This is a genomic window from Butyrivibrio sp. XPD2006 (assembly GCF_000420865.1).
Classification (GTDB): Bacteria; Bacillota; Clostridia; order Lachnospirales; family Lachnospiraceae; genus Butyrivibrio.
On the sequence record NZ_ATVT01000019.1, the window covers coordinates 32,741 to 56,889 of the forward strand.

At 40.9% G+C, this 24,149-nt stretch carries 33 protein-coding genes and 2 pseudogenes; 4 read left to right on the forward strand and 31 right to left on the reverse strand.

Annotated features, from left to right (window positions below; all coding sequences use genetic code 11):
• Nucleotides 1–9: 9 nt before the first annotated feature.
• Together fabK and G590_RS0116510 are read right to left on the reverse strand one after the other, a co-directional pair.
• Nucleotides 10–942: an enoyl-[acyl-carrier-protein] reductase FabK gene (gene fabK / locus G590_RS0116505; protein WP_022766760.1), complete on the reverse strand. Its 933-nt coding sequence runs from the start codon at nt 940–942 to the stop codon at nt 10–12.
• A gap of 12 nt (nt 943–954) precedes the next feature.
• Nucleotides 955–1,185 (reverse strand): acyl carrier protein, encoded by a 231-nt coding sequence (locus G590_RS0116510; RefSeq protein ID WP_022766761.1) that lies wholly within the window; start codon nt 1,183–1,185, stop codon nt 955–957.
• Between the two features lie 112 nt (nt 1,186–1,297).
• Here G590_RS0116510 and G590_RS0116515 point away from each other — a divergent pair, with 112 nt between their 5' ends.
• A complete protein-coding gene (locus G590_RS0116515) occupies nt 1,298–2,152 on the forward strand; it encodes a MerR family transcriptional regulator (RefSeq protein ID WP_022766762.1) in 855 nt (284 codons plus the stop codon).
• Between the two features lie 44 nt (nt 2,153–2,196).
• On the opposite strand, the gene G590_RS0116520 is transcribed toward G590_RS0116515, so the two are convergent.
• From G590_RS0116520 to G590_RS0116535, 4 genes and pseudogenes are all read right to left on the reverse strand, one after another.
• Nucleotides 2,197–2,850, reverse strand: a complete 654-nt coding sequence (locus G590_RS0116520; RefSeq protein ID WP_022766763.1) for a hypothetical protein — start codon at nt 2,848–2,850, stop codon at nt 2,197–2,199.
• Between the two features lie 143 nt (nt 2,851–2,993).
• Nucleotides 2,994–3,647 carry a hypothetical protein gene (locus G590_RS0116525; protein WP_155828792.1) on the reverse strand — a complete coding sequence of 218 codons (654 nt, stop codon included), beginning with the start codon at nt 3,645–3,647 and terminating at the stop codon, nt 2,994–2,996.
• A gap of 51 nt (nt 3,648–3,698) precedes the next feature.
• Nucleotides 3,699–4,118: pseudogene (locus G590_RS20015) on the reverse strand (hypothetical protein); the annotation flags it as partial.
• 95 nt (nt 4,119–4,213) lie between these two features.
• The gene (locus G590_RS0116535; protein ID WP_022766766.1) at nt 4,214–5,005 is read right to left on the reverse strand and encodes an HAD-IIB family hydrolase; all 792 of its coding nucleotides are present in this window, start codon (nt 5,003–5,005) and stop codon (nt 4,214–4,216) included.
• Nucleotides 5,006–5,156: 151 nt separating this feature from the next.
• Between G590_RS0116535 and G590_RS0116540 the strand changes: the two genes are divergently transcribed.
• A complete protein-coding gene (locus tag G590_RS0116540) occupies nt 5,157–5,936 on the forward strand; it encodes a DeoR/GlpR family DNA-binding transcription regulator (RefSeq protein WP_022766767.1) in 780 nt (259 codons plus the stop codon).
• Nucleotides 5,937–5,971: 35 nt separating this feature from the next.
• Here G590_RS0116540 and G590_RS0116545 read toward each other — a convergent pair whose 3' ends face one another.
• From G590_RS0116545 to G590_RS0116565, 5 genes are all read right to left on the reverse strand, one after another.
• Nucleotides 5,972–6,895 (reverse strand): radical SAM mobile pair protein B, encoded by a 924-nt coding sequence (locus G590_RS0116545; RefSeq protein ID WP_022755164.1) that lies wholly within the window; start codon nt 6,893–6,895, stop codon nt 5,972–5,974.
• A complete protein-coding gene (locus tag G590_RS0116550; protein WP_022766768.1) occupies nt 6,871–7,569 on the reverse strand; it encodes a radical SAM mobile pair protein A in 699 nt (232 codons plus the stop codon). The genes G590_RS0116545 and G590_RS0116550 overlap by 25 nt, the downstream gene beginning before the upstream one ends.
• Nucleotides 7,566–8,003, reverse strand: coding sequence for a radical SAM mobile pair system MarR family transcriptional regulator (locus tag G590_RS0116555; protein WP_013282512.1), 438 nt, complete (start codon nt 8,001–8,003; stop codon nt 7,566–7,568). Before G590_RS0116555 ends, G590_RS0116550 begins: the two co-directional genes overlap by 4 nt.
• Nucleotides 8,004–8,137: 134 nt before the next feature.
• Nucleotides 8,138–8,302 (reverse strand): hypothetical protein, encoded by a 165-nt coding sequence (locus G590_RS21445; protein WP_013282513.1) that lies wholly within the window; start codon nt 8,300–8,302, stop codon nt 8,138–8,140.
• Nucleotides 8,303–8,434: 132 nt separating this feature from the next.
• Nucleotides 8,435–8,788 carry a cupin domain-containing protein gene (locus G590_RS0116565; RefSeq protein WP_013282514.1) on the reverse strand — a complete coding sequence of 118 codons (354 nt, stop codon included), beginning with the start codon at nt 8,786–8,788 and terminating at the stop codon, nt 8,435–8,437.
• A 145-nt stretch (nt 8,789–8,933) separates the two neighbouring features.
• Here G590_RS0116565 and G590_RS0116570 point away from each other — a divergent pair, with 145 nt between their 5' ends.
• On the forward strand, nt 8,934–9,266 hold the full coding sequence (locus G590_RS0116570) for a winged helix-turn-helix transcriptional regulator (protein WP_013282515.1): 333 nt from the start codon (nt 8,934–8,936) through the stop codon (nt 9,264–9,266).
• Nucleotides 9,267–9,378: 112 nt separating this feature from the next.
• On the opposite strand, the gene G590_RS21875 is transcribed toward G590_RS0116570, so the two are convergent.
• From G590_RS21875 to G590_RS21205, 13 genes and pseudogenes are all read right to left on the reverse strand, one after another.
• Entirely contained in the window at nt 9,379–9,789 is a 411-nt protein-coding gene (locus tag G590_RS21875; RefSeq protein ID WP_330361688.1) for a serine hydrolase domain-containing protein, read from the reverse strand.
• Between the two features lie 62 nt (nt 9,790–9,851).
• Nucleotides 9,852–10,373: a DUF4256 domain-containing protein gene (locus G590_RS0116580; protein ID WP_022766770.1), complete on the reverse strand. Its 522-nt coding sequence runs from the start codon at nt 10,371–10,373 to the stop codon at nt 9,852–9,854.
• A gap of 49 nt (nt 10,374–10,422) precedes the next feature.
• The gene (locus tag G590_RS20895) at nt 10,423–10,860 is read right to left on the reverse strand and encodes a GNAT family N-acetyltransferase (RefSeq protein ID WP_022766771.1); all 438 of its coding nucleotides are present in this window, start codon (nt 10,858–10,860) and stop codon (nt 10,423–10,425) included.
• 10 nt (nt 10,861–10,870) lie between these two features.
• Nucleotides 10,871–11,326 (reverse strand): GNAT family N-acetyltransferase, encoded by a 456-nt coding sequence (locus G590_RS0116590; RefSeq protein ID WP_196802510.1) that lies wholly within the window; start codon nt 11,324–11,326, stop codon nt 10,871–10,873.
• Nucleotides 11,327–11,343: 17 nt separating this feature from the next.
• Nucleotides 11,344–11,778 (reverse strand): helix-turn-helix domain-containing protein, encoded by a 435-nt coding sequence (locus tag G590_RS0116595; protein WP_022766773.1) that lies wholly within the window; start codon nt 11,776–11,778, stop codon nt 11,344–11,346.
• Nucleotides 11,775–12,851: an acyltransferase family protein gene (locus G590_RS0116600; RefSeq protein WP_022766774.1), complete on the reverse strand. Its 1,077-nt coding sequence runs from the start codon at nt 12,849–12,851 to the stop codon at nt 11,775–11,777. Before G590_RS0116600 ends, G590_RS0116595 begins: the two co-directional genes overlap by 4 nt.
• Before the next feature lie 581 nt (nt 12,852–13,432).
• Complete coding sequence (locus G590_RS0116605; RefSeq protein ID WP_022766775.1) at nt 13,433–14,170, reverse strand: TraX family protein; 738 nt, start codon at nt 14,168–14,170, stop codon at nt 13,433–13,435.
• Between the two features lie 49 nt (nt 14,171–14,219).
• Nucleotides 14,220–14,729, reverse strand: coding sequence for a YcxB family protein (locus G590_RS0116610; RefSeq protein ID WP_022766776.1), 510 nt, complete (start codon nt 14,727–14,729; stop codon nt 14,220–14,222).
• 116 nt (nt 14,730–14,845) lie between these two features.
• Nucleotides 14,846–15,190: a CPBP family intramembrane glutamic endopeptidase gene (locus tag G590_RS20025; RefSeq protein WP_022766777.1), complete on the reverse strand. Its 345-nt coding sequence runs from the start codon at nt 15,188–15,190 to the stop codon at nt 14,846–14,848.
• A 51-nt stretch (nt 15,191–15,241) separates the two neighbouring features.
• Nucleotides 15,242–16,060, reverse strand: coding sequence for a hypothetical protein (locus tag G590_RS0116620; protein WP_022766778.1), 819 nt, complete (start codon nt 16,058–16,060; stop codon nt 15,242–15,244).
• A gap of 223 nt (nt 16,061–16,283) precedes the next feature.
• Nucleotides 16,284–16,751 (reverse strand): hypothetical protein, encoded by a 468-nt coding sequence (locus G590_RS0116630; RefSeq protein ID WP_155828793.1) that lies wholly within the window; start codon nt 16,749–16,751, stop codon nt 16,284–16,286.
• 183 nt (nt 16,752–16,934) lie between these two features.
• Nucleotides 16,935–17,354, reverse strand: a pseudogene (locus G590_RS21950) (pyridoxamine 5'-phosphate oxidase family protein).
• Nucleotides 17,355–17,390: 36 nt separating this feature from the next.
• Entirely contained in the window at nt 17,391–17,621 is a 231-nt protein-coding gene (locus G590_RS21205; protein WP_334291218.1) for a GNAT family N-acetyltransferase, read from the reverse strand.
• Here G590_RS21205 and G590_RS21955 point away from each other — a divergent pair.
• Nucleotides 17,559–17,693 (forward strand): winged helix-turn-helix transcriptional regulator, encoded by a 135-nt coding sequence (locus G590_RS21955; RefSeq protein ID WP_022766781.1) that lies wholly within the window; start codon nt 17,559–17,561, stop codon nt 17,691–17,693. The genes G590_RS21205 and G590_RS21955 overlap by 63 nt on opposite strands.
• A 2-nt stretch (nt 17,694–17,695) precedes the next feature.
• On the opposite strand, the gene G590_RS0116645 is transcribed toward G590_RS21955, so the two are convergent.
• The 7 genes from G590_RS0116645 to G590_RS0116675 are packed head-to-tail and all read right to left on the reverse strand — an operon-like array spanning nt 17,696 to nt 24,138.
• A complete protein-coding gene (locus G590_RS0116645; protein ID WP_022766782.1) occupies nt 17,696–18,475 on the reverse strand; it encodes an ABC transporter ATP-binding protein in 780 nt (259 codons plus the stop codon).
• 13 nt (nt 18,476–18,488) lie between these two features.
• Nucleotides 18,489–19,490: a FecCD family ABC transporter permease gene (locus tag G590_RS0116650; protein WP_022766783.1), complete on the reverse strand. Its 1,002-nt coding sequence runs from the start codon at nt 19,488–19,490 to the stop codon at nt 18,489–18,491.
• On the reverse strand, nt 19,462–20,385 hold the full coding sequence (locus G590_RS0116655) for an ABC transporter substrate-binding protein (RefSeq protein ID WP_022766784.1): 924 nt from the start codon (nt 20,383–20,385) through the stop codon (nt 19,462–19,464). Before G590_RS0116655 ends, G590_RS0116650 begins: the two co-directional genes overlap by 29 nt.
• Entirely contained in the window at nt 20,366–21,352 is a 987-nt protein-coding gene (asrC, locus tag G590_RS0116660; RefSeq protein WP_022766785.1) for a sulfite reductase subunit C, read from the reverse strand. The genes G590_RS0116655 and asrC overlap by 20 nt, the downstream gene beginning before the upstream one ends.
• A gap of 11 nt (nt 21,353–21,363) precedes the next feature.
• Nucleotides 21,364–22,158, reverse strand: coding sequence for an anaerobic sulfite reductase subunit AsrB (gene asrB, locus G590_RS0116665; RefSeq protein ID WP_022766786.1), 795 nt, complete (start codon nt 22,156–22,158; stop codon nt 21,364–21,366).
• Complete coding sequence (asrA, locus tag G590_RS0116670; RefSeq protein ID WP_022766787.1) at nt 22,155–23,177, reverse strand: anaerobic sulfite reductase subunit AsrA; 1,023 nt, start codon at nt 23,175–23,177, stop codon at nt 22,155–22,157. The genes asrB and asrA overlap by 4 nt, the downstream gene beginning before the upstream one ends.
• 25 nt (nt 23,178–23,202) lie before the next feature.
• Nucleotides 23,203–24,138: a TDT family transporter gene (locus tag G590_RS0116675; RefSeq protein WP_022766788.1), complete on the reverse strand. Its 936-nt coding sequence runs from the start codon at nt 24,136–24,138 to the stop codon at nt 23,203–23,205.
• Nucleotides 24,139–24,149 lie beyond the last annotated feature (11 nt).

The window sequence follows — 24,149 nt, forward strand, 5'->3', positions numbered from 1 at the left end:
AAACTCCTCTTAGCTTCTTCCCATAAGAGCAAATGCATCCCTGCAGATACCGGTTATGATCTCCTCACAGGTGCCTTCGGAATTTACAAGGCCCGCAATCTGTCCGCACATGCATGAACCGGTCTTTACATCGCCTTCTATAGCAGCACGCCTTAAAGCACCGGCACCCATCTTCTCCAGTTCATCGGGTGTGGTGGCCGGATCGAGCTCTTTTGCCTGAAAATCTCTTGTCATGCGGTTCTTCAGAGCCCTGACGGGATGTCCGAGACTCTTACCTGTGACGATCGTGTCCCTGTCTTTGGCTTTTAAGACCTTTTCCTTATAATTGGCGTGGACATTGCACTCCTTGGCTGTAAGGAACCTGGTTCCCATCTGTACTGCCTGTGCACCCAGCATGAATGCAGCAGCCATTCCTCTTCCGTCTGCAATACCGCCGGCGGCGATAACCGGTATGTTTACTGCGTCCACAACCTGCGGAACAAGTGCCATGGTAGTCGTGTCACCAACGTGACCTCCAGATTCACAGCCCTCAGCCACAACGGCACTGGCGCCCATTCTCTCAACCATCACCGCAAGGGCAACGCTGGCAACGACGCAGATAACCTTCACACCCGCTGCTTTGAGCTGTTCCATGTACCTGGCAGGGTTTCCGGCACCTGTCGTTACTACTTTGATGCCCTCTTCACACACAACCTGAACCGCCTCATCGATATACGGGCTCATGAGCATCAGATTCACGCCAAAGGGCTTATCCGTGAGGGTTTTGGCCTTCTTTATCTGTTCTCTTAGCTGCTCGCCGTTACTGTTCATCGCCGCGATAAGACCGAGGCCTCCGGCGTTTGATACAGCAGCGGCCAGCTCTGCATCTGCTATCCAGGCCATTCCTCCCTGAATGACCGGATATTTGATTCCAAGCATCTCGCAAATAGGATTTGTACTCATTCCTGCTTCCTTTCAGGCAGCGTTGCTGCTTTCGATGAGTTCTACAAGCTTATCGATTGATGTGATCTCCTGTGAAAGCTCAATCTTGCAGTCAAGCTCTTCCTGCATCTGCATTACAAGCTCCATGATGTCAAGAGAATCAAGACCGATCTCTGTAAAGCTTGCTGATGATGATACTTCAGCCTCATTCTTATCAAGATACTCAGCGATTATACGAATGATTGTTCCTTTTACGTCCTTCATTTTTCTTCTCCTTTTTCGTGAACAAAGTTGTTTTTTATCAATTCTTTGTTACAATAATCTTGGGGGTAACCCCCAAGTCAATAGCAATTTTTCGAATTTTTTGAGGTTTTTAATGACAACTTTTCCCGATTACAAAGACAACGAACAGGAATATTCACTCACCGTCAGCCAGTTTGCAAAACTATGTGGGACCACCAGAGATACCTTAAGACACTACTACGAACAGGATATAATCAGGCCCAAGATCGACCCAAACAACGGCTATCACTATTACTCCGCCTCCCAGATCAGCTCTTTTTTCTTCATATCAACCATGAGACAGGCGGGCTGCAGCATTGCGGAGATCAGGGAAATCGTTCACGGTTCATCAAGAGAAGCCATCGAGAAGATCGCAAACTCCAAGATCCTGGAGATGCAGAGGGAGCTCTATCGCATCAATAAAAAGATAAGTGCCCTTCACCTTGGCATGTGGATACTGGGCGAATTCGGCCGTCACAAGCAGGGAACGCCTTTCCTGATGGACATGCCTCAGCTCAGCGTCAGCAGAACACTGATAAAAAACAAGGATTATGCCCACCACACAGCCGATATCGCCAAGGATATTTCTGCGCATCTGAGTAAATCCATCGACAAGGACTCTCTGTCCACGTTCCCCACAGGGGTTTCAATATCCTATGAGGATCTGATCAAAAAGCATTACGTATACAACAACATAATCAGCCTCTCTTTCCTTCCCGCCGACAACGATGAGACTTTTCCGGCCGAGGGAACTCTGGCCGTATGCTGCCATCAGGACAATCAGGTAAAAGACTTTGAGAAGATATATCAGAAGATGGTTAATTACATAAAAAAGAACAGGCTAAAAGCCTGTTCCGATTTATATGTTGTAAGCCTCATCAACCTCTATGACAAGGAGAAAGAGCATACCTACTACAAATATCTGTTTATTTATTGCCGCGCCGACTGATTACCCCAAAAGAAATTTATCTTCGGTAATTATTGATGGTTTAGTCAAAAAATAAACAGTAACGTAATGATAGGTAATGCTTTCCTATAATCTTTGTTTGTAAAAATATATGCTGTTCCAAATAGAAAACCAGCCACCGCAGAAAAAATCCCAACAAGCACGCTACCTTTAGTCAATATGTGAAACAATCCCCATATCAGTCCAAGAACAATTCCCCCATAAGGAATCTTATCGTTCTTAAACCATTTCTCAAATGCCTTCTGACCATAGACAATAACAAGAGAAATAAGGAATCCTTCTGCCAGATAATAAATATATTGGAATATGAACAAAATCGGTTCCTTGGAATTCCATTCAATAAGAACCTTAAAACCATTCCAATCCAGATACTTCGCAATGATATTTACTACGAAACACACCAAGAGTGCTACGTATTGCCATCTCTTTAATTTTTCACGGTGCTCCCAGATATCGAAGTTTGTCGTTTTCTTTCCGATAAAGATTACTATAATTCCGGCAATGACCCACAATACTGTAGTTATTACCCAATGAATTATGTTTTGCGATGCACTGTAGTTACTTACATCAACCCCCATCTTTCCTTCAACGAACTGGATCAGCAATTCTATTGCAAAAGCCGCACATGCATAAAGCGAACACCATAAGAAATCAAAGCCTGTTACTTTCTTTTCACCCATAAAAAAGTTTTCCTCCCAAAACATATTAAATGCAACTTCTCAATGATACTATTTCCATGCAAAGAAAAAAAGAGGCCCTTAAGCATTCTATGTTCACTGTTTAGAATTGTTCCTGATTTCCGACGCTGTGATTTGATTTCCCATCAATCCATCAAATCTGAAACTTTTACCTCTCCATCTGAGATACTACAGCTCCAGTAATCATCTTTAACATTATTAAAATCAGCTGTATCGCTGCGATCAAAAGTATCATATCTATCGTCATCTACAGGATATGCAACGATTCTGTATCTTTTTCCATCAGTTGCTATGTCCTTGCAACAAAGCTCCATACGCTGATTCATGTCAGAATTACTGGTTAATTCCCTCTCCGGAATGATGAAGCGAATGTATACCATTATATTTGGATTTGCTTCATACAGATCATCCAATGTGCTATTGGCATCAAGGTCACTCGAAAGATATCGAATCGTTGGATAAGCCTTATACTCAACAAAAAACTTATCAAAGTATTTGGAGATATACTCAGCTTCATCATCCTGCAATAGGTACGATGCATACTCATCCTTCAGAACGTCCTCACGATAAGATACAGCAATCTTTTCTTGGGGCGCCATTTGGCTGGTCCTGTATCTGTACTGTTGAGTTTCCTCGTCATCGTCTATATATTCGAATCTCTCCCCATACTTTTTTTCCATCTTACGGGCCACATAGCCTTGACTTGGAGCGATAAAACCGCATCCCGTCAACAAGAAAATACAAATAGCCAATATTTCAGCCCTTATAGCCTTTTTCATAAACATTCATATGCCTCCTCGTCAGTTATACTGGAAGTTAAAGACCTGATCTTAACGCATCCCTGACTGCGTCTCAAATACTTCTCCTATATCACCATCAATGCATATACTTCTATCTGCAATTTCCTCCGGGCAATAGCTTTCGCCATAATTTAGGCAGGCATATACCGCTTTTTCATTTGCCAGCGTCATCTGCCAGAACGGATACTTTATTATTACGGGCGTATTAGCTCCTACTCCCAATTCAAGATAAAAAACATGAAGATTCTCATGTCTGCGAATAAAATCAGAATATGCTGCAGATGCCCTATGCCATCCTTCATCTTCGACAAAAGAATCATCAGCTCTCAAATTCATAGTCATATCAGAGCCGTCATCAGGACACTTTGGAATCAGCTCAGAAGGAATTTCCATCAGTAGCTTACCATCAATCGGTACCTGAAATACTCCCTGATCATCTCTTACAAAACCCCCATCCCCTCCTTAAGCTGAGGCAGCCCATGTTTAACCTTTATTTTTATTAATACCTTCCATAACGCTCTTTACTGAGATCACGCTGAAAGGTATTAACAAGCAACAGTATCAAATAATCCCAGCTTCTCGCAGGCATTGTAGATTCCATCTTTATCAACGTCGGAAGTCACATAATCTGCAAGCTTCTTTAGTTCAGGAATAGCATTTCCCATGGCAACCTTTGTCCAATCATCTGTAAACATTGAAATATCATTGCCAGAATCACCAAAAACAATAGCATCATTATAATCAGCTTTAAAATAATCCATTATCTTTTTTATACCTACAGATTTGTAGCTTGGCTCAATAAACAAATAACGTTCATGAAATCTACAACAAGGAAGATTCTCAAGTGCTTTGAGATTTTTCTCCTCTTCTGCTCTGCAGGCTACATATGCTTTATATATATTTTCATAATCTTCAGGATTCAATCCCTTAACTATCTTTTGGTCCATATATGTATCCTTTGCGATTTCATTAAATCGATCATCTGGCACATATCTTACAGCTGAATTTTCAGGCTGAATCCCCCATGGATATCCTTTTTCCTGACATTCTCTTATTAAAGCAACCACGTTTTCTTTTGGAAGTGGCTTAATTCCTAATAGAGCTTTATTAATGGTAATACCATAACCACCATCACTCACCATATTTTCAAAACCTAACTCATTCATTATATCAACTGCAAGAGCCTGGGCTCTGCCTGTTGCAATACATAGAAAATGACCAGCCTTTTTAAGCTTTTGCAGCGCTACAACAGTTGAGTCAGGAATATAGAAATTTTCATATCCTCCTGCGGCTAGTGTGCCATCAATATCAAAAAACAAATACTTTTTCTTACACATTGCTATCTCCTAACAACATTTTATATTTCCGATTGCAGAATGATAATAGCACACATATTAACACTGTTTAATGTTCGTTAATGTTTTATTTGTAAATTTTGGTGGTATAATTATGTTTAATAGAACATTATATCCTCTGAAGGAGCTTTCTATGAAACAGGTAAATGAAAATAATGGAATAAGTCGCCGTGAATCTATATACGAATTATTAAAAGAACAGACTACCGTATATGTAAAGGATTTATCACAAAAATTTTGTGTGTCTGATATGACAATCAGAAGAGACTTACACATAATGGAAGAACAGGGAATACTTGTTACTCATTATGGTGGTGCTACTATTAGGCATCCAAGCTCAGTTATACACACTTTTGACATGCGAAAAGAAAGCTTTTTCGAGGCTAAAGCCGCAATTGCCCGCCGCGCTGTAGAATTTATCAAAGAAAATGATGTAATTTATCTAGATCCAAGTACCACAGTATTGCTTATGACTAGATATCTTCCACCTTTGCATCACACCGTTGTAACAAGCTCATTGGCTGTAATGCATGAGTGTTCTCACAATCCATATGTCACATTATACATAGCTCCTGGCAAATATCAGGACTCAAACGACGGCCCTATGGATATGGATACTGTGACATATCTTTCAAATTTTCATTTTAACGCTGCCTTTCTAGGAACAGGTTTTATAGATACTGTCTATGGTGTTACCAGCACAGAAATGGATTGTTCAATAAAACAAGCAGTAATGAGAAATTCGGAGCAAAATATTCTTCTAGTTGACCACTCAAAATTCGGGCAACATACCATGAAAAAGTTCGGAGATATCAAAGACTTTAATACTATTATCACAGACTCTGATATCTCCGATGAGGATCAATATAATATTTTTAAAAAAAAGATAAATCTAAACATAACACATTGTTAAGGTGCCCCATGGTGATGGTGTTATATTTTCTTCCATTAAGGATTATGTATTACATTTCTCTTTCCACTATTGGCAGTTCCTCTTACTTCTTCGTGGTAAAAGTAATCTACGATTGTTGGATGTCCTTTCTCTACTCTCTCATACGGAGTTTCATTATCAACAAACCTGCAATCATACTTTTTAGCCAGCTCTTCTGCTTTCTTTTCCAGTGCTTCAAAATAGCTGCGGTTCTTTTTGTTATAAATTTCGTCATACAGCGGCACCAAATCCGGATGTTTATCGGAAATGTATTTCATGATATCTGCCTTAAAACCTCCGCGAAGATTCAGATTCTCAAGCCATACAAGGTCACACTGATCTTTTGTCCTGTCTATGATTGCTTCTATATCCGTAATCCCCGGGAACACGGGTGAAATGAAGCAAATTGTACGAATGCCTGCCGCATAGACCTCTTTCATTGCAGCAAGCCTTCTTTCTATGCTTACTGCCGCATCCATATCATCTTTAAACTCTTCATCGAGAGTATTGATTGACCATGATACTGTAAGTCTGCTATTTTCATTGATCTCTTTTAGAAGATCCAGATCTCTTAGTACAAGGTCTGACTTTGTACAGATAAGTATGTCCGCACCACTGTCCTTTAGTTCTTCCAGAAGTCTTCTTGTATTTTTATATGTTTCCTCTAGCGGATTATAACCATCCGTAACTGTTCCAATGATCACCTTCTGGCCGGCATACTTCTTTGGATTCTTTATTTCAGGCCAGTCTTTCACATCCATGAAAGTTCCCCATTCCTCCGTATGCCCTGTAAAGCGTTTCATAAAAGATGCGTAGCAGTATTTACAGGCATGGGGACACCCCACATAGGGATTCACCGAATATCCTCCAATAGGAGTATTCGATTTTGTCATTACACTTTTTGTTTCTATATGATTTACTTTGATTTCTGGTTGTTCCATATTCTCTGTTCCTCCAGCACTTTGTTAAAAGCATCCGGCATTTCCTGTATCATTTCTTCTCCCATAATCGGAACAAGATCTTCTTTCCAGAATACCGGAATGTTCAGTTCATGAGCCTGTTCTGTCAATGAATAAACCCACCCGGGATCTGTTTTAACAGTCCTGCTCTTTGCACCTGTCATAGTTCCCACCACAATCCAGTCAATGCCTGTAAGATCAACCTTACCCGGATCATCGAACAAAGGCTCAAAGGTAACATGATATTTTTTGGCCTTCACATTGCTCCGCAGTGCATCAATACGCCATAACTCAGATTTTCTCGTAACTGTAACGCCAAACCATGCATTATCAAGATCTGTTTCAAAAGACAGAAGATCCGGTCGTTTGGTAAGAAAAAGAAACTGGTGCTGAGGATTCTCTGCTATCTTTTTAAAGACTTCCTCTCTCCATTCCTCATGCCAGCCCGAGAGATCGCTCATACCGGTCAGCAGAAAATTCTGCGGCTTTTTCTTTTCCATCATACGAAGCTTGCCTTGAAAAAACTGTGGCTTTTCAAAATCATCTATGATGTGATAACGCCTCGTATTGTTTCTGGCATAGCAGTACGGACATCCAACAGTGCACCCTATAACAAGATTCATGTTCTGAATCTGATCTTTAATACAGATACTCATTTGTCACTCCATTCCTCAAGGTTTACCCTGATGCGGTTAAGATACTCTTCAAACTGAAGAATCTCTTTATCCGTAAAATCACGATAATAAATATTCCCCATCTCATTGGATACGGAGTCATAAGCTTCTTTAAGTTCTTTGGCTTTATCTGTGAGGAACAGAAGAGTTTTTCTCTTATCAGCTTCATCAGTTTTGCGGCTTATCAGTCCGTTTTTTTCCATCCGCTCAAGCATGGTTGTAAGTGAAGTAATTGCAAGTCCGCTTTTCTCGGAAATAATTTTAATAGGAACACCATCTTCCTGCCATAAGACATAAAGAATCCTTCCCTGAGCTCCGTTAAATGCATCAATGTTTTTTTCTGCCAGTATCCTTTCAAATATACGATCACCCAGCTGTTTTATTTTTGTAACAAGAAATCCACCATTTGTCTTCATAATCAAATACTCCTATATCGTAGTTTTATACTACGATATAGGAGTATTTTTGTCAAGCACACATATCATAACTTCGGATTTTATGTTCTATCATTCATCTCAAAAAACCTGAATCTGATAACGTGTTCCATCTGCTATAGTCTTCTACCAAACTCCCTAATTTCATCAAGTTTTTCCTTTATTACACCTACGTTTAACTTTTCAGACACAAAACCATGTTCAATCATTTCTTTTCTTCTTTCGAGAATAGAATTTTGCTCTCCAACAGAAGTAATCACCCCGATATCTTCTACCCCCATGATTTTTGCGCAGGCATTTCTGAGTTGGATTCCCGCATATGTTGGATGCAGTTTGCGACACCCTTCTGAATCACACAGCTCGTCACTGCGAGACTCGGCATGGTTATGGAAAAAGCTGGTGTCTTTTGAGGATCAGTACATCACTGCATCCTCTGCAGTGAATCCACCAATTGAACCTGCCTTGACCTGGATACATGCATAGCTTAACTCTGAATCTTCCGCAGCAAGAAACTGTCTCTTTCCTTCAGGTGAAATTCTAACCACATCACCTTTAGCGATTTCAACATCCTCTCCATCAATTACAGCCTTACCCTTTCCGGAAAGAATAAGATAGATTTCCTCATTATTTTTATGTGAGTGTACAAAGGGAACACCTGCTCCTGCAGGAAGATGATTGATACTTATCTCTGCTCCCGTTAAACCAAGAGCATCATGAAGTTCTGTTCTAGGAGCCTCTGTTACGTTTACTTTTTTGAAATTTGACATTTTTGTTTTCCTCCATGTATTTGATATTTGTTTTTGTTTGTTGTATCATCATTTTATCCCTTAGGCAATTTCAAACAAGTACGAACATTTACAATACATAGTCACATTTTTGATACTATTGCGGAAATACAAGGAGAAAATTTTAATGAAAAGCATTTACGGTCAATGTCCTTATGCCACAACTCAAAGAGTCCTTCAAGGTAAGTGGGCCATAGTTATACTCTTTCAGCTTAGTACAGGAACACAACGTTTTAACGAACTTGAAAGGAATATTCCGGACATCACCAGAGCTATGCTGACCAGACAGTTAAGACAATTGGAAAATGACAAACTGATAACCAGAAAGGTATATGCCGAAGTTCCTCCCAGAGTTGAATATAGTCTTAGCGAAATGGGCGAAAAATTCAGGAAGGTCTTGGATCAGATTGAACTTTTCGGCTTTGAATATATTAAAGAAATAGAAAAAGCTGAAGGTTGAGCCCTCAGCTTTTTCATTATTGTAAATTGTTGTCCATCAAAAGAGCTTCTTTCCATCTGAAAAAGCCTCTCCGACTCTTCCGGACACCTTATAATAACCATGTGTGTAAGGATCAAAAGGCGATAGCTTCAAGAGAATCTATATTAACCTTGTCTCCAGACATATTTGCTTCCTCAATAGAGGTTTTTACGACTTTTCCGATAACTCCCATAACTGATTCATCAAAATAGTCCGGAACTCCTGAAGTGTGATTCAATAGATGTCTTACTGTCACACAGGGATCGATGTGTTTAAGATCAAAATCCAGAATTGCTCCGATAGTATCTTCAAATTTCAGCTTCTCTGCTTCAATCAATTGCAAGATGCCCACAGCAACAAAAGTCTTACTCATGGAAGCAGACGCAAATCTTGTTTCAATCGTATTGGGAATCTCATTTGCCAAGTCAGCAAACCCGCCGCTGTAATTCAGTAATACTTCTTTGTGTTTTACTATATATGCATTCCCTCTAAAATCTTTATCCATCACCATAGTAATCTCCCCTAAGCAAGATAAAACTGTAATTTAATCGCTCTACAAATTTGAATTCATATAAGCGTATAACCTCTGAACCCGCGCACGGAATAGTACGAATCCGCCCCGTTATGGAATGTGAAAACCGTTCCGTAACGTCGTTCGCAGAACAATGCACCGCCCTTGTCGCGAATATCATCCGGCGTAGTGATCCAACTTGACGTTTTCAAATCAAATTCCCCGAGACTTTGCAGTCGGCTATTGAGTTCCTCCGTCATGATCAAAACGCCGATTTCTTTTGCTTTCCATTCGGCGCTGCCTGACGGCGGGTTTTTAGCACGCCCCTGTAATGCCTTTTCGTCATAGCACAGGCTTCTGCGCCCAGAAGGGGACTCCTTTGCGCAGTCGCAGAAAATTAGTTTTCCCGTCTTTTCGTCATAGCCGATGGTATCCGGTTCTCCTCCGCTCTCCTCCATCCTTCTCAAAACATCCATGGAGCCCGGATGCTCAAGCAAACGTTTCTCCACGTCAAGCCAACTCAGTTCCATATGAAGATTCTTATTATCCTGAAACCTCGCTTTTAATATTTCTAACATGGTTTACCCCTCCAATCCACCGATTTGTCATAGTCTATTAAACTGAAATTTATCGCTCAATCCCCAATATGTGAGATTTCATTTTGAAACCATACTTCTCATACAAATGAATCGTCTTGTTACCATCAACCACTTTTACTTCGATATGTCTGACATTATTTTGGTCAAACATTAGCATAGCCCAGTCCATGAGTTCTTTACCAAACCCTTTTCCCCGGAATTCTTCCTTCACCACCAAATAGTCCAGTTTACCGATTTCTCCTATAATATCTACTTTGCAGAAGCCGATAATCCGGTCTTCAATTTCAGTGACTGCAATATAGGATTCTTTCTCTCGTAATGCAGCCTCAAATGATTCCAGGGTCTTTTCATATGGATTTAAAGGATAAAATCCTTTGAAATTCACAGAAGTTGTATTGTGATAGTCTGATAACTCACGAATACAATCGTACAGTTTGCTTACCTCGTTCGGTGTTATTTCTCTCATACTATTCCTCCTACAGATTCGTCAGTACCATACATTCTGTAGAATCAGTAAAGCCCATACTTTCATAGAGTGGTCTTCCCATTGCGGTTGCATCAAGACTGATCTCCGTTGCACCTTTTTCCCATGTTTTCTCGATCAGCATTTCAACCATTTTTCGCGCTATTCCCTGACGACGGTATTCACTTCTTGTGTAGACATTCATAAGATGGGCTCGTTTTCCGGTTGGATGACTAAACGTTGGCATTATCCTAAAAAAACACATCGATGCACAACCAATAACCATGTCATCATCCACCGCAATAACATTTATATGATCTCCATTGCAAAAGTAATCGCGACTCTCTTTTATAACTTTATCTGAAAACTCATAATCTTCTGGTAGATTATTCACAACCTTAAGCATCTCCAGGCGAACACTCATCAAGAAATCTATATCATTTTTTGTAGCAACTCTTATTTCCATCATCTTTCACCTACATTCTTTTAGTCAGTTATACTTTCTTTCGCACTGTTGATAAGACCGAGAAGACCCATCTCCTTAATTAGAGCTATACCCTGGAATTCATCTCCGAGGACAATCAAATTGTCGCCTGTTTTAATATCGAAGATCTTTCTTGCTTTGGCAGGAATGACGATCTGACCCTTATCCCCCACTTTGACCATTCCAAAGATATGTTTTCCTTTCGGCGGTATAGCATATCCCAGGTTGTCCGAATCATTCTTTTCATATGAGATAAGGTCGTCCATGGATACACCAAAGAGGTCAGCCAGCATCTTACATCTCTCTATGTCCGGCAGCGACTCGCCGGTCTCATATTTTGAAAGCGTCTGTCTGGATACGCCTATCTTCTCTGCAATTTCCTCCTGTGACAGGTTATTAAGCTTTCTCAATTCCATAAGATTATCTGCAAAACTCATTCATTCTTCTCCTTTTTTATTCCCAGAACACACCACCTTATGAAAGGTATGCGGCTCATGATTTCATACAGAAGGTAGGAGCCTGCGAATGCTGCTATTGCAACCAACAGGTATACGATGACAGGAGCAAGGGACGGACATAATGTATGCAGATACCATCCGCTGACCGCGATCATCAGATAATGGAATACATAGAGGCCCCATGATTTTCGGCACATCCACCTTGAGAAGGCATTCTCAAAATTGCCCCATTTTTTCATGAAGGCAAGTATACCGAGTGTTCCAAACCATGCGTATACATTGCACATGATTGTATCCAGAACCACGTGATCCGGATAAGGCTGACCTATATATAAAATCACGAAGGCTACGCAGGATGCGAGGGCAAGAATGCTTAATAACAGCCAGCTTTCGCCAAGCCGATCCATCACTTCGTCATGGGACAGCACAAAGTAGCCGATCAAAAAGCCCAGTCCGTAAATACCGAATCTGTATACCACTATTATCGGTGTGTTAAGTATCTGCGCTGCTCCGTATACGGGTATGACAAGAAGTATAAGTGTCAAAAGATTTGCTTTGCCACAAATATTATAAAATCCGTCTTTTTCAATCCTTCTGATCAGTACCAGTATCAGGCTGAAGAGCCAAAGCATCTGAATGTACCACAGCGGACCTGATCCGCTGACTGCCATTATCAGGAAAAGGATTGGCCCCGGTACGTTGTTCATGGAATTAAAAGCACCGGACATCAGCATGTTGTAATAGCCAAGAACCCAGCCGAAAACCAGAAGGCCGATTGTTGATGGCACAAGATATTTTCTCGTCCTTACTCTGATGAATTCCTTTTCTGTTCGTTTAATTAGTTCAAAGCGAGCTGACATGCCGGATACCACAAACAGAAGTAACATGAACCAAGGATATACAATGTACTGATATGTATCCTGGGGCTGATATTTACTGAAAGGTCCGATGATTCCATGTTGTGTTACACTGTTGAATATGTAAATTACATGATAGATTACAACCAGCACTACTGTTATCCAACGAATATTATCCAAATATGCCTTTCTCATATTTCTACCACCTTTGCTAAATATTTTAACATTTTTCTTAATCATAAAAAAGTAAGCTCCGCCTGTCTACCAAGCGAAGCTTACAAATTTTGCTATTTTTTGTTAAATTTGGTTGCGAGCGCATAGTTTTATAAAAACCGCTCATTGGTGCCGTCAAGCAACTCAAAGATTTTTCATCCCCAAGCCGCAGCTCTTCTAAACTCTTTTCACCAACTTAATTATTTAATAATCTATCCATCAAAAGAGGTCGAGCGTCCTTAACCTGATACAGTTGCTTCGACGCTTCCAAAATGATCAACAAAGATCTGTTTCTGTGATTCACTCATATGAAATATCGAAAACACCTAAGTGCTGCTAAACATAAGAATACATCGATGCTTTGAGGCTTATGCAGTAAGGCATGTTTCCTCCACATAAAAAGAGCTCTGCAGTATTGCCTGCAAAGCCCTTGGTTATTAAAAATTCAGCGAGAAAACCCCTTCCGATGAAGTCGGGCTTGATAGTAAAACTAAATTCTACATAGCGAAAACCTAGGGATTATGCAGATTTTAATTCTACTTTTCCTCGCAGATTCTTGTTTGTCAGAACAATATTGGAGTATCACCATACATAATAATTCTTATGATTCCAATAACAACAAGATGTGCCGGATAGTAAATATAGAAAAACCATTTTAGCCATTTAGCTTTTCCTCGCTGTCCGTCATAACGTTTCATAAGCGGATATACAAGGATAACAAACAATTCTATGATTCCGTGAACTTTATTTACAAAGAAAAACGACACTACTGCATACAACATAACCCATAGCATCATGATAAGCGTTTGTTTTTTTAGATCACCGCGATGTCTGTGAATGCCTATGATCGCCAACACCGCGATACAACTCCAATCCGCAGGAAAAGCACTCCATACAAGTACAAAAATCAGGATATGTTTCAGCACTTTATACCTGAACTCTGAATCCTGAAGCCACAGTACCAACACTGCTATAAACAATGGGTACATGACGCTTGTCTGATTAAAGATACCTGTTTTAAGCGGAACGAAGTTTATTCCAAAAGCAAAACAGTACGCAAAATGCGAGATTATGGCAAATATGCCCAGTCTAAGCAGATACTTTTTTATGTTGTGTGTGTAATGATAGCCCTCTGCGATGAAAAACCACATAATCGGAGCCGTCAGCCTTCCTATAATATGTAACGCAATAGGAAGTGGCTGTGCGGGGAACGATGGATAGAATAAATTGGCAGCATGATCTATCGTCATGGCAATAATTGCTATTATTTTAAGATGATTGGAGTTTAGTTTCTTTTCCATTTTATCCCTATCATAAATTATCCTGAAAGATAAAGCTTTTCTTTATGTCTTAAAGCATTTTTTTCTTATTGCAGTTTATCTCTGTCTTTTTATTCTCCAGGAAAGCTATCAGCTCAGACGAGCAGTTTTCTTTTGGAACTATCATCATCTGTCTCGCTGAGGGCTTAAGGAAAAAGAAGTTTTTGTCCTCGACAATCCTGTAGATAGCGCTGTAATTTGATCTGGCGCTAACCTTTGGAGATGTCCACTCGAAATCTTCTTCATTGAAGGTGTAATGCACATTTAAATTTCCCAAGGCTTTATTGGTCTTTACCTGTCTGCGAACACTGAAATCAATTACAAAAGCATAGACAACTATTAGAAAAATTGGGGCACTTGCACCTGCGATAATATCGCTGACATTATTCTTCATTATGCCGGATATGATTAATTTGCCCGGCATAGCTATGTAAATAAGGAGAAATAACCACCAGTATTCCTTTAGCATAGTAATCAGTCTAGCTCTTGTCGCCTTCTTTAACCCCTTATAATCACAAAAAAAATCTGCTTCATATGGCATTAATGTTTTCCTCCAAACAATACTTTTTTCTTATGCTATTGCACAAGATCACAGAGAATTATATAACTTACCAGCACGGATATCCAGCCAGTTAAGCTGAAATATTAGTTAGTCTCTTATTGAATCGATATGTCCTCTGTTTTATCAAATACTTTGAGCAGGTAGGATAGATATCCTCCCAAAACAGCAAGAATTAACACTAAATTGATTACCATTTCTGCCAGGAAATTACTCATCCCATTTGCAGAAAAAACTTTGAGTGCATTATTTACAGAGTGGAATAAAATACATGGGACAAGAGACTTCCCATAATAAAAGATTATAACCAACACAAATCCAACCATAACAGCAAACACAATCTGGGTGACGGATGAAATCAAATCTTTTCCACTTCCATTAAAAAGATTTACGATATGCCCCAGACCAAATGTAATCGCAGAAACAATAATTGCGCTCCTCAAGAACCGGACCCACAATGGATTTTATTACCTTAGTCTTATTGAGCAAAGCTTTTACCACAATTTCATTAGCTGCTTTTTCATTTCACACATCATTGGTATCATCCTGCCGATAGCCCATATGTAAAGGGTAGATTTGTTATTATGTACATGATAGCTCTTCCAGCCCGAAGCCACGTTATACAAAGGATGAATCGCGGCACAGCCGGGAATAGTCAGCTCTACATGTTGTTTGTCATAGTTAATCTTGGCGCCATCATAGACAAGCATTATTTCTGACAAAATAGCAGCCAGCCCCATGAAAAGGTCATACATCTCTTCCTCATTATCGGGAGTTATCTCTGCTTCCCTTTTATCCCACAGCACTTCATCAATACGTTTCAGCTTATCCTCTGCGGATTCAATTGAAAGAATATGATAGATAGCATCATACTTTTCTACCAACTCTTTTCTATGCTCTTTAAAATACTGCTTTCTTTCAGGTGTTTCAAAAGGATCCTCCTGGACAGGACCCTTGTCCGTTAGCATCTCTTCCAGGATTGCAGGGGCCTTTTCCTTTAAAAATGAAGCAAAGAATTCTATTACTTTTATGAACTCCTCGTCTGTTTCAGCCTCCCAGTTTCTCTTGTTCTTATACTCAGGTAGAACCTTACCTATTTCCACAATATCATGCCCTCTGGCAGATGTGTAGATCATCAGCATGTACTCTTTTTGAACCCGGCTTTCCTGCTGAATAGATATGCACTGCTCTACGCTTCCAACGGTTCTTGAGAAAGTCCATATGACACCAAATAATTTACGCTTGTAAGTAAAGCCCATATCCTTTACGGCCTGGCCTATAACATCTTTTATTACTTTTTTTCTATTTAGCATAATCGTATTCCTCTGTGTCTTATCATATTTTTAATGGCCTCCGCATCCTACAATCGCATATGCAATCAATTATTTACCTTATCATTAGCAAATTCATTGTCTTTCAGAACTTCCATTCAAGTGAATCATATAGTCCTTACAGCTATCTCCCATGAGGCTAAGTACCTCTTTTAGATCAGTATAGTATTGTTCACCTTTATTTATCAGTAATCCTGTAACAATCTCAGTCATCTTTCTCTTTTTTTCCAACAATCATTACACAGATTGCCTCTGACTCATAACCGTCAAGATCATCTTCTTCAAGCCAGGTGGGTTCATCATCGCGGAACTTGTGAAATCTCATGGTGATGTTCCCATCCTTTTCAGCGATTACAATATGAAACTCTTCTTGGGGAAATAAATTACTAAGCTTCATAGCCCACATGTCTGCTATAGTGAATGCCAGCTTGAGTCTTTCGTCATCGTTTTCCACTTCAAAAAAATCATTAATACGGCAATCACTACATCCGGCCTCAAGATAAGTAGCATAATCGTGCATTTCAAGCATTCTATCACGATCCAGATTGTCATACTTCTCCCCATCGCGGATGCGCATAAAATAAAATCCTGATGCTTCATAGAACTCAGGGCAAAGAACAGATAATTCGCCTTTAATCTCGATGCTGTTGCTCAGGTCTTTAAGTTTATCCATCTTTTCTTTCATTGCAGAATTATATATATACATAAGTTATTGTCTTTTCTGAGATTATTGTCCTTTCTCTCTTAATTTCGTTTCATGTTATCCTGTAATTCATGCCTCATCCATTATCAGCCATTGATCCATTCCGGGTCCCTTTTCTTTATCCTCCTGCAAATTCTATTCCAAAATAACTTACTATTCGATTGTGAAACTCTCCGTCTTCAAATCACAATAGTACCTTCCGCTCTCAGCGGTGAACTTCAATACACAATAATCTGGATCGGTAACCCCGCCCTTATAGAACATCGTATCACCTTTACGCCAGATCATATCTTTGGTCTCTTGGTCTGTCAGTACTTCCATTTTACCTTTCAGCATAACACCTACGTACTATATCAATCCTTTATGATAGAAGTAAATACAGGCATTGGGATTATTCATGTACTGTTTTACTCTCATTGAAGATGTGTTTGTCGAAAAATAGAAACTCTTTATGCCTTCCATCTTTCTCGGCTTCAACATAGCTTTCACATTCGGAAATCCCTCTTCATCAACTGAACAGATGAAAGCAACCTTCTGTTTTCTGATAAAACTCTCAATAATACTGTTATCCATATTGCTCCTCTATTATTCTGAAAGTTATATTTTTCCTCATGTCCATAATGATGTTATAAACATCGGTGAAGCATCGTTGCTCTTTTCAAAACCACAGTTTTCATAAAAATGAACTTCTTTATCGTATGCTATTACTGCCATGCGTAGATAATCCTTATAATGTTCTTTCGCCATTCCAACAAGAGTTCTTCCGATTGTGTTTCCATGGTAATCTGGATCAACAAGGAGGTGCAGTATGATGAGATGCCCGTAAGAGTAGAATACAATCTTACTGAGAAAACAAAAAGCCTCATCCCCATTCTCCTTGAACTGAAAAAATGGGGCGAGGACAATCTATAGTTTTAGCTATAAGTTTCAGCTCTTGCATACAGTGAATATTTATAGAGCATATCACCATCGCCATTTGCCCGGACATAGGCTCCCAGTGTTTTTTTCATCATTTCATCCTGGGCCGCCACTTCAGAAGGAGTACCACAGACAACAATCTCTCCGCCATCCAGCACGCATATCCTATCGCTTATGGAAAAACTCATGGGAATATCATGTGATGCTATAAGGATTCCTGTCCCGGACTTTTTGAGATTCTCAAGTATTTTACATATATGCAGCTTGTGCGGAATATCAATGTCTGAAAGCGGCTCGTCCAAAAGCATATATCTGCTTTTTTGGGCAATAACCATCGCCAGATAAGAAAGCGTCCGCTCTCCTCCTGAGAGATCAGAAACCTTCTTCTGTCTGTAACTTTCAAGTCTTACCATTTTCAGCGCATCTTCAATTGCTGCTTTATCCTCAGCGTTTAATGTATGAGAAAAATCGCCAAACGAGAATCTACCATGTGAAATCAGCAGCGCAACACTCATATCTACAGGCAGAACCTGCTGTGGAAGAAATGAAATCATCCTTGCACGCTTTTTAGCGGGAAGTCTAGACACTTCTTTCTCGTCAATAAGTACATTCCCTCTATATTCAAGTTGTCCGTCAATTGTTTTTAAAAGTGTGGATTTTCCACTCCCATTGTTGCCAATAATTGATACTATCTCCGATGGTTTAAGGGCAAAACGATCAATATGAAGTTTTTGTACTCCGCCATATCCGGCAGTTAAGTTTGTGAGTTCTATCATCAGATCTGTCCTTTTACTTAATTCTCTTTTTTCGTGATATTATCATCAGGATAAAGAACGGGGCACCCAGGATTGACAGAATCATTCCCACTGGAAGTTCATAGGGATAGAATAAAGTCTTCGCTAGAGTATCTGCAAAAAGAACCAGTGCGCCGCCCCAGACTACACACAAAAGAACCTGCATTCTCGATCTTTCCGTCTCCATTCTTCTAACAAGATTGGGAATTATAAGTCCCACAAAGCTGATCAGTCCGCAACTGGTAACAGCAGCAGCGGACAAAAAAGCTGCCAGAAAAACACACAGATATCTGTAGGACCTAACTGAAAGCCCCAGTCCCATCGCCATCTCATCACCAAGCTTAAACAGTTCCATTCCCGGTGCAAGAAACAGTGCGCCGAAAGTTCCTATAACTACACATATCGTTGTCAAAACTATGAGCGGCATTGGTATACTCTGAAGGGAACCCAGCTGAAAAGCCGCCTTATCCGATACAGAATCGGGTCTTAATGTAATTATCAGGTTTGTGAATGCGCTCATCATTGCAGAAACCGCAACACCGGACAGGATCATTGTACTCTTTCTGCTTCCTGAATAGACAGATATAAGAAGAACCAGAGCAATCGAAACAATCGCTCCGGCAAAAGAAAATGCCCCTCTTAACAAGGCGCTGCCGTGAAGCAGGCATGAACCCACCAGGGCAAAAAGCCCTGCTCCACTATTTATTCCCATAACACTGGGAGCAGCAAGCTGGTTGTTCAAGGCTTCCTGCATTAGAAGTCCGGCTACAGAAAGACCGATTCCGCAGAATATTCCTGCAACGGCTCTTGGAGCCCTCACCCCTGAAAGGATAAGAAATGCCGTTTCATCTGCACCTTCCCTGCCAGTCAGAGCCTGTAAGAAATCAATAAATGACAAGCTCGCATTTGAGCTAAGCAAAGCCAGAACAATCGCCGTAACGAGCAGGAAAAGTCCCACAATCATCCACTTATTCTTTTTCCAAGATGTCCTTAACATATTTGTACGCTTCATCCCACCTAGCATTTGGTTTGTAGTTAAAAAGATCTTTAGGAAGAATTATCAGTTTATCCTCCTTTACAGCTCTAAGCTCTTTAAACACAGCCTGGCTTTCAAATTCATCAGCAAAACTCTGCGCTGCCTTATCGTCATCTCCCATAAATACAACAAATATATAGTCAGGATCCTGAAGCGCAATCTCCTCAATGCTTAAGTCATTAAGTGCACTGTCATCATCTGCAATATTGTAAAGGCACAGATCATCCATGATATTACATGCGAAATGATCCTTCTTTAATGCTTTAGTTTTTGTGGCAGAAGCCTTGATACAAAGATAAGATGTTCCTTCAAACTTATCCCCCACTTCCGAAACAATACTGTCTATCCTTTTCTTTACTTCTGTGACATTCTTTTGATAAAGGTCGTCTCTTCCATTCATTTCCGAAAACATGTAGATCACATTATCGTAATCCTCAAAAGAATCCACAGTTATTGCAATTGTATAAACTGATAACTTATCCAGCTCAGCCTTAAGCTGTTCATGTGCCGCCAGCTCTCCTGAAAGAAGAACCAGATCAGGCTTAAGTGACAGGATTGCTTCTGTGCTTGGTTTTGATATCGTTCCAACACTTTCAGCTCCATCACTCAAGCCGTCAAGCTCAAAGGCATCCTCGGTCACCCCTTTCAGTGTGCCGCCTGATATGAGCCACATGTCCGCTATAGATTTAGACAGCGCCACTACACATTCATAATTGCTTTTCTGTATGCCCACAGTGTCATCTTTTTCCTGGGAATTCTCCGCATAAGAAGATGCGCAGCCACTCATAAAAGTGGCTGCGATCATACATAACACACTGATTACTGCTATTTTTTTCTTAACCGCCATACTTAGCATAGTTTTTTCCGCCCCAATAGATTCTGTCATTCACTTCTGCCTTAGGTCCCAGTTCAACCCCTTCAAAGATCCATTTCTTGAATTCCTCAAATCCGGTCCTGTCTACTATGTAGCCGATATGCTCCTTGTGTTCAACAGCATTAGGGTCAATATATTCCTCAATATAGGCGTATGTGTTTTTGACCATCTTAAGGATGCTCTCTTCATCTGCCCACTTGATAAAGTCCTCAGCAAGCCTTGGATTCTTTTTTCCTGTCCTTCCAAGAAGAACCACCCTGAAATAGTGCTCCCTGCTTCTGGTCCAGGCCCTTGTGGGGCAGTAAACAACGCATACACCGCAGCCTATGCACTTGTCTGTATCCCTTACAACCTTGCCGTTTACCAACTGCAAAGCACCTACAGATCTTCTCTTACAGTAATCAACGCAGGCTCCGCAGGCAACGCATCTGTCCTTGTTGTACTGGGGCTCCGTCATTCCAATGATTCCAAAATCCGCCATCCTTACCTTGCCGCAGTCGTTAGAACATCCGGTAAAGGCAATCTTTACATGTCTGTCATTGGGGTAGATGTTGTTTTCCATCTTCTGGGCAAAGGCCGTAGTATCATAACAGCCAAAGGGACAGAGCCTCGCACCGGGACAGGCTATCACATTTCGAGTTCCGGATGAAGGATAGCCTTTACCCTTTTCCGGCTGGTTAATCCTGAGGGCATCAATAACCTCCTGCACCTCAGCATTAACTTTGTCGACGTCCTCCAGTTTTATCCCCGGAATCTCAATACCCTGTCTGTTAGTTATATTGATAACGCCAGTGCCGTACTTCTCTGCAATTTCCACAACCTTGGCCATGGAAGCAGAATCAATCACGCCACCCGGGATACGGATTCTTGAGGCAGTCTCACCTCTTACCTTTGAGTATCTGAATGCATTCTTTTTAAGCTTTCCTACATTAACATCTAAATTTGCCATATCACGCCTCCTTAATCCACAAAGTCTTTTGCAACTTCATAGCTGAACACAGGGCCATCAAGGCAGATGTAGTGATCATTTACACGGCAGTGACCGCACTTGCCAAGGCCACAGCACATCTTCCTCTCGTGTGATACAGTGATGTTTGCATCAGTAAATCCCTTTTTCTTGAGCTCTATTATAGTAAATTTCATCATTGGAGGCGGGCCTACCACAACGGCTCTGGCCTTTGAAGGTTCTTTCAAAGGAAGCCCCTCAATGTATTTGGTAACAAGTCCGATGTTACCCTGATAACCTTCAGGCGCCCCATCAACAGTAAGCGTGAGATTCAGCTTAGAATCCCAGGCCTTTAGGTCATCTCTAAAGAGCATGTCCTCCGGTGATCTGAAACCCGCAACAACATATTTATCCGATGCATCAGGCATATCGGAAAGAGCCTGGATAACGCCTCTTACGGGGGATACTCCGGTTCCGCCTGCAACAACTACAACTTCGCAGTCTCTATATAGGTCAACGTCAAAGCCATTTCCGTAGGGGCCTCTAAGAAGAAGTGACTGCCCTTCATATCGCTCAAATACTTCATTGGTAACCCTGCCAACGCGGCGGATTGTCAGGTCAACAAAATTCTCTCCGATGCCACTGACCGAAATAGGTGCCTCTCCGTACTTAGGAATTGAAACTTCAAAAAACTGTCCGGGCTTTACTTCGCCCTTAAACTCCATCCTGAAGGTATACTCCTTCTCGGTGTGCTTTATAACTTCCAGGATTTTAGATGAAAAAGGAAGATATGGATTCAGAGTATTCATGAGTTCACCTCCTTTTTAACCGCATCGTTTACCTTGTTTATGATATTGGAAAAAGAGATGTACTCAGGGCAGATGTCATCGCATCTTCCGCAGCCAACGCACATCTGATAGCCAAATCTCTTCTTGAAATCGGAGATCTTGTGAAGAACCTTAAACCTCATCCTCTCTCCGTTCTTTCTTCTGTACTGACCTCCTCCGGCCACATCGGTGTAGCCATCAACCATACAGGAAGCAGATACTCTTCTTCTCTCTCCGACCCTGCCGTTGTCTGAGTAAAAGACATCCTGCATCGTATAACATGTGCAGGTAGGGCAGACGAAGTTGCATCTTCCACAGTTAATGCACCTGGTGGTGTACTCATCCCACAGATCGTCAGTGATGATCCTGCCCGGTATCTCATCAGGGATCTCAACTTTAACTTCATTTTCTGTTACAAATCGCGGAGTTACATCAAGCTCTTTTGCTCCTGCAGCAGCTTTAAAGAAGCTATCAAATTCCTTATCAAGGACATTTGAATGAATCTCACCGTCAATCAGATCCACAGAAAAAGCATACCCTTCCTCAAATTTATTTGAGTCCATGGATACACAGAAGCAGTTATCATAGGAATGGCCGCAGCCGATAAGGACAGGCTTAATCAGGTCTCTGCGGCGCTTATAGAAGGGATCTTTTGCGAGGCCATTATCAAGATAGATCTGGTCAAGACGTTTTAATCCGTTCAGATCGCAGCTCCTGCCAAATATCAGCACTTTCTTTTCACAAAGATCTGCCTCTTTTACTTCCTCTTCAGTGAAATACAAAAGCGTCTCCGAAAGAGGCGTAAGAAACTCCTTTGACGCATAGTCTGACTTCTTCTCCAGCTCAATTTCAGATGCATCTTTTATCTCATCATAGATTACGCAGTCCACGTCAGTGAATCTGCCTGCGCCTTTTTTGAGGACCGGAGCAAAGATGCGGTAATCTTTAAGAAGAGCGCTGACTAGGTCAGAAAAGCTCTCCTTATTAAGTACATAGCCCATAAAAACCTCCTTCCAAATAATTGCTTTATGGCCTCTTGCCTTTCCCGAGCAACATCCTCAGGAAGTTTAGAAGTACATATCCAACCAGCATGGAGGTCAGGAATATCTGAAGACCTGACAGCTGGGTCAATGCAAAACCTGCGTTTTCACTTCCATGACCATTTAGGTACGCAGCCATCTTGTTTGTTGCCACTATCCCTATTGCCATCGGGAAAGTAAGCCCTGCGAATCCCGGAGTAAAATCAAATGAAAAGAAATCCGGGAGTTTGATGATAATAAACAAGAGTGATGCCAAAACGCAAAAATATAAAAAGTACAAAAGTACCTGATTAGGAGCTTCATATACATTTAACAGGCTCACCACACAGAGGCTGCAAGGCGCCAGCACAACCGGCATGGTGTGATAGACCTGCGGCTTAACCGGCACCTTGATGAGTCTTACTATCATTACCGGAATGAGAATCAGATATATGATTATGCCGTACACAGTTATCACTTTTAAAAGGCCTGTCATGTTCATGGCACCGCCCGTGACACAGGCCACCATGATTCCGTTATAAGTAACAAACCAGCTGGGCACGGTGGTATTCACATCTCTTTTCAGGATCACGTTTCTGATAGTGAAAATGCAGATATGAACTGCATGGATGATAATTGCTAAAAGCCATATCCATTTTCCAAATGCCATTCCTTTCTCAAAGAAGAAGCTGCCAAGGATCATGAGGCACATGGTAAATCCCGCATAGAGACTGCAGGGAACCGTCTGCTTGTACTCCTCTATGCATGTTGATGAGCAGAGAATGATTTTAAAGATATAAGCCAGCACAACAGCTGTAGCACATATCATTATCAGCACTCTAAACCATGTATAGCCCATACCTCCATACACATTTCCAAGCGTGAGCGTTCCCACAAAAGTCGGAAGAACAGGAACCGGAAGCTTCTTTAATCGCTCCTTCATCAGCACCTCCT

Coding starts and splice junctions, on each gene's coding strand:
- fabK (WP_022766760.1), bottom strand. CDS start 942: ATGAGTACAAATCCTATTTGCGAGATGCTTGGAATCAAATATCCGGTC.
- G590_RS0116510 (WP_022766761.1), bottom strand. CDS start 1,185: ATGAAGGACGTAAAAGGAACAATCATTCGTATAATCGCTGAGTATCTT.
- G590_RS0116515 (WP_022766762.1), top strand. CDS start 1,298: ATGACAACTTTTCCCGATTACAAAGACAACGAACAGGAATATTCACTC.
- G590_RS0116520 (WP_022766763.1), bottom strand. CDS start 2,850: ATGGGTGAAAAGAAAGTAACAGGCTTTGATTTCTTATGGTGTTCGCTT.
- G590_RS0116525 (WP_155828792.1), bottom strand. CDS start 3,647: ATGAAAAAGGCTATAAGGGCTGAAATATTGGCTATTTGTATTTTCTTG.
- G590_RS0116535 (WP_022766766.1), bottom strand. CDS start 5,005: ATGTGTAAGAAAAAGTATTTGTTTTTTGATATTGATGGCACACTAGCC.
- G590_RS0116540 (WP_022766767.1), top strand. CDS start 5,157: ATGAAACAGGTAAATGAAAATAATGGAATAAGTCGCCGTGAATCTATA.
- G590_RS0116545 (WP_022755164.1), bottom strand. CDS start 6,895: ATGGAACAACCAGAAATCAAAGTAAATCATATAGAAACAAAAAGTGTA.
- G590_RS0116550 (WP_022766768.1), bottom strand. CDS start 7,569: ATGAGTATCTGTATTAAAGATCAGATTCAGAACATGAATCTTGTTATA.
- G590_RS0116555 (WP_013282512.1), bottom strand. CDS start 8,003: ATGAAGACAAATGGTGGATTTCTTGTTACAAAAATAAAACAGCTGGGT.
- G590_RS21445 (WP_013282513.1), bottom strand. CDS start 8,302: ATGGGGGTAGAAGATATCGGGGTGATTACTTCTGTTGGAGAGCAAAAT.
- G590_RS0116565 (WP_013282514.1), bottom strand. CDS start 8,788: ATGTCAAATTTCAAAAAAGTAAACGTAACAGAGGCTCCTAGAACAGAA.
- G590_RS0116570 (WP_013282515.1), top strand. CDS start 8,934: ATGAAAAGCATTTACGGTCAATGTCCTTATGCCACAACTCAAAGAGTC.
- G590_RS21875 (WP_330361688.1), bottom strand. CDS start 9,789: ATGGATAAAGATTTTAGAGGGAATGCATATATAGTAAAACACAAAGAA.
- G590_RS0116580 (WP_022766770.1), bottom strand. CDS start 10,373: ATGTTAGAAATATTAAAAGCGAGGTTTCAGGATAATAAGAATCTTCAT.
- G590_RS20895 (WP_022766771.1), bottom strand. CDS start 10,860: ATGAGAGAAATAACACCGAACGAGGTAAGCAAACTGTACGATTGTATT.
- G590_RS0116590 (WP_196802510.1), bottom strand. CDS start 11,326: ATGATGGAAATAAGAGTTGCTACAAAAAATGATATAGATTTCTTGATG.
- G590_RS0116595 (WP_022766773.1), bottom strand. CDS start 11,778: ATGAGTTTTGCAGATAATCTTATGGAATTGAGAAAGCTTAATAACCTG.
- G590_RS0116600 (WP_022766774.1), bottom strand. CDS start 12,851: ATGAGAAAGGCATATTTGGATAATATTCGTTGGATAACAGTAGTGCTG.
- G590_RS0116605 (WP_022766775.1), bottom strand. CDS start 14,170: ATGGAAAAGAAACTAAACTCCAATCATCTTAAAATAATAGCAATTATT.
- G590_RS0116610 (WP_022766776.1), bottom strand. CDS start 14,729: ATGCCATATGAAGCAGATTTTTTTTGTGATTATAAGGGGTTAAAGAAG.
- G590_RS0116620 (WP_022766778.1), bottom strand. CDS start 16,060: ATGCTAAATAGAAAAAAAGTAATAAAAGATGTTATAGGCCAGGCCGTA.
- G590_RS0116630 (WP_155828793.1), bottom strand. CDS start 16,751: ATGGATAAACTTAAAGACCTGAGCAACAGCATCGAGATTAAAGGCGAA.
- G590_RS21955 (WP_022766781.1), top strand. CDS start 17,559: ATGGTAATCTGGATCAACAAGGAGGTGCAGTATGATGAGATGCCCGTA.
- G590_RS0116645 (WP_022766782.1), bottom strand. CDS start 18,475: ATGATAGAACTCACAAACTTAACTGCCGGATATGGCGGAGTACAAAAA.
- G590_RS0116650 (WP_022766783.1), bottom strand. CDS start 19,490: ATGTTAAGGACATCTTGGAAAAAGAATAAGTGGATGATTGTGGGACTT.
- G590_RS0116655 (WP_022766784.1), bottom strand. CDS start 20,385: ATGCTAAGTATGGCGGTTAAGAAAAAAATAGCAGTAATCAGTGTGTTA.
- asrC (WP_022766785.1), bottom strand. CDS start 21,352: ATGGCAAATTTAGATGTTAATGTAGGAAAGCTTAAAAAGAATGCATTC.
- asrB (WP_022766786.1), bottom strand. CDS start 22,158: ATGAATACTCTGAATCCATATCTTCCTTTTTCATCTAAAATCCTGGAA.
- asrA (WP_022766787.1), bottom strand. CDS start 23,177: ATGGGCTATGTACTTAATAAGGAGAGCTTTTCTGACCTAGTCAGCGCT.
- G590_RS0116675 (WP_022766788.1), bottom strand. CDS start 24,138: ATGAAGGAGCGATTAAAGAAGCTTCCGGTTCCTGTTCTTCCGACTTTT.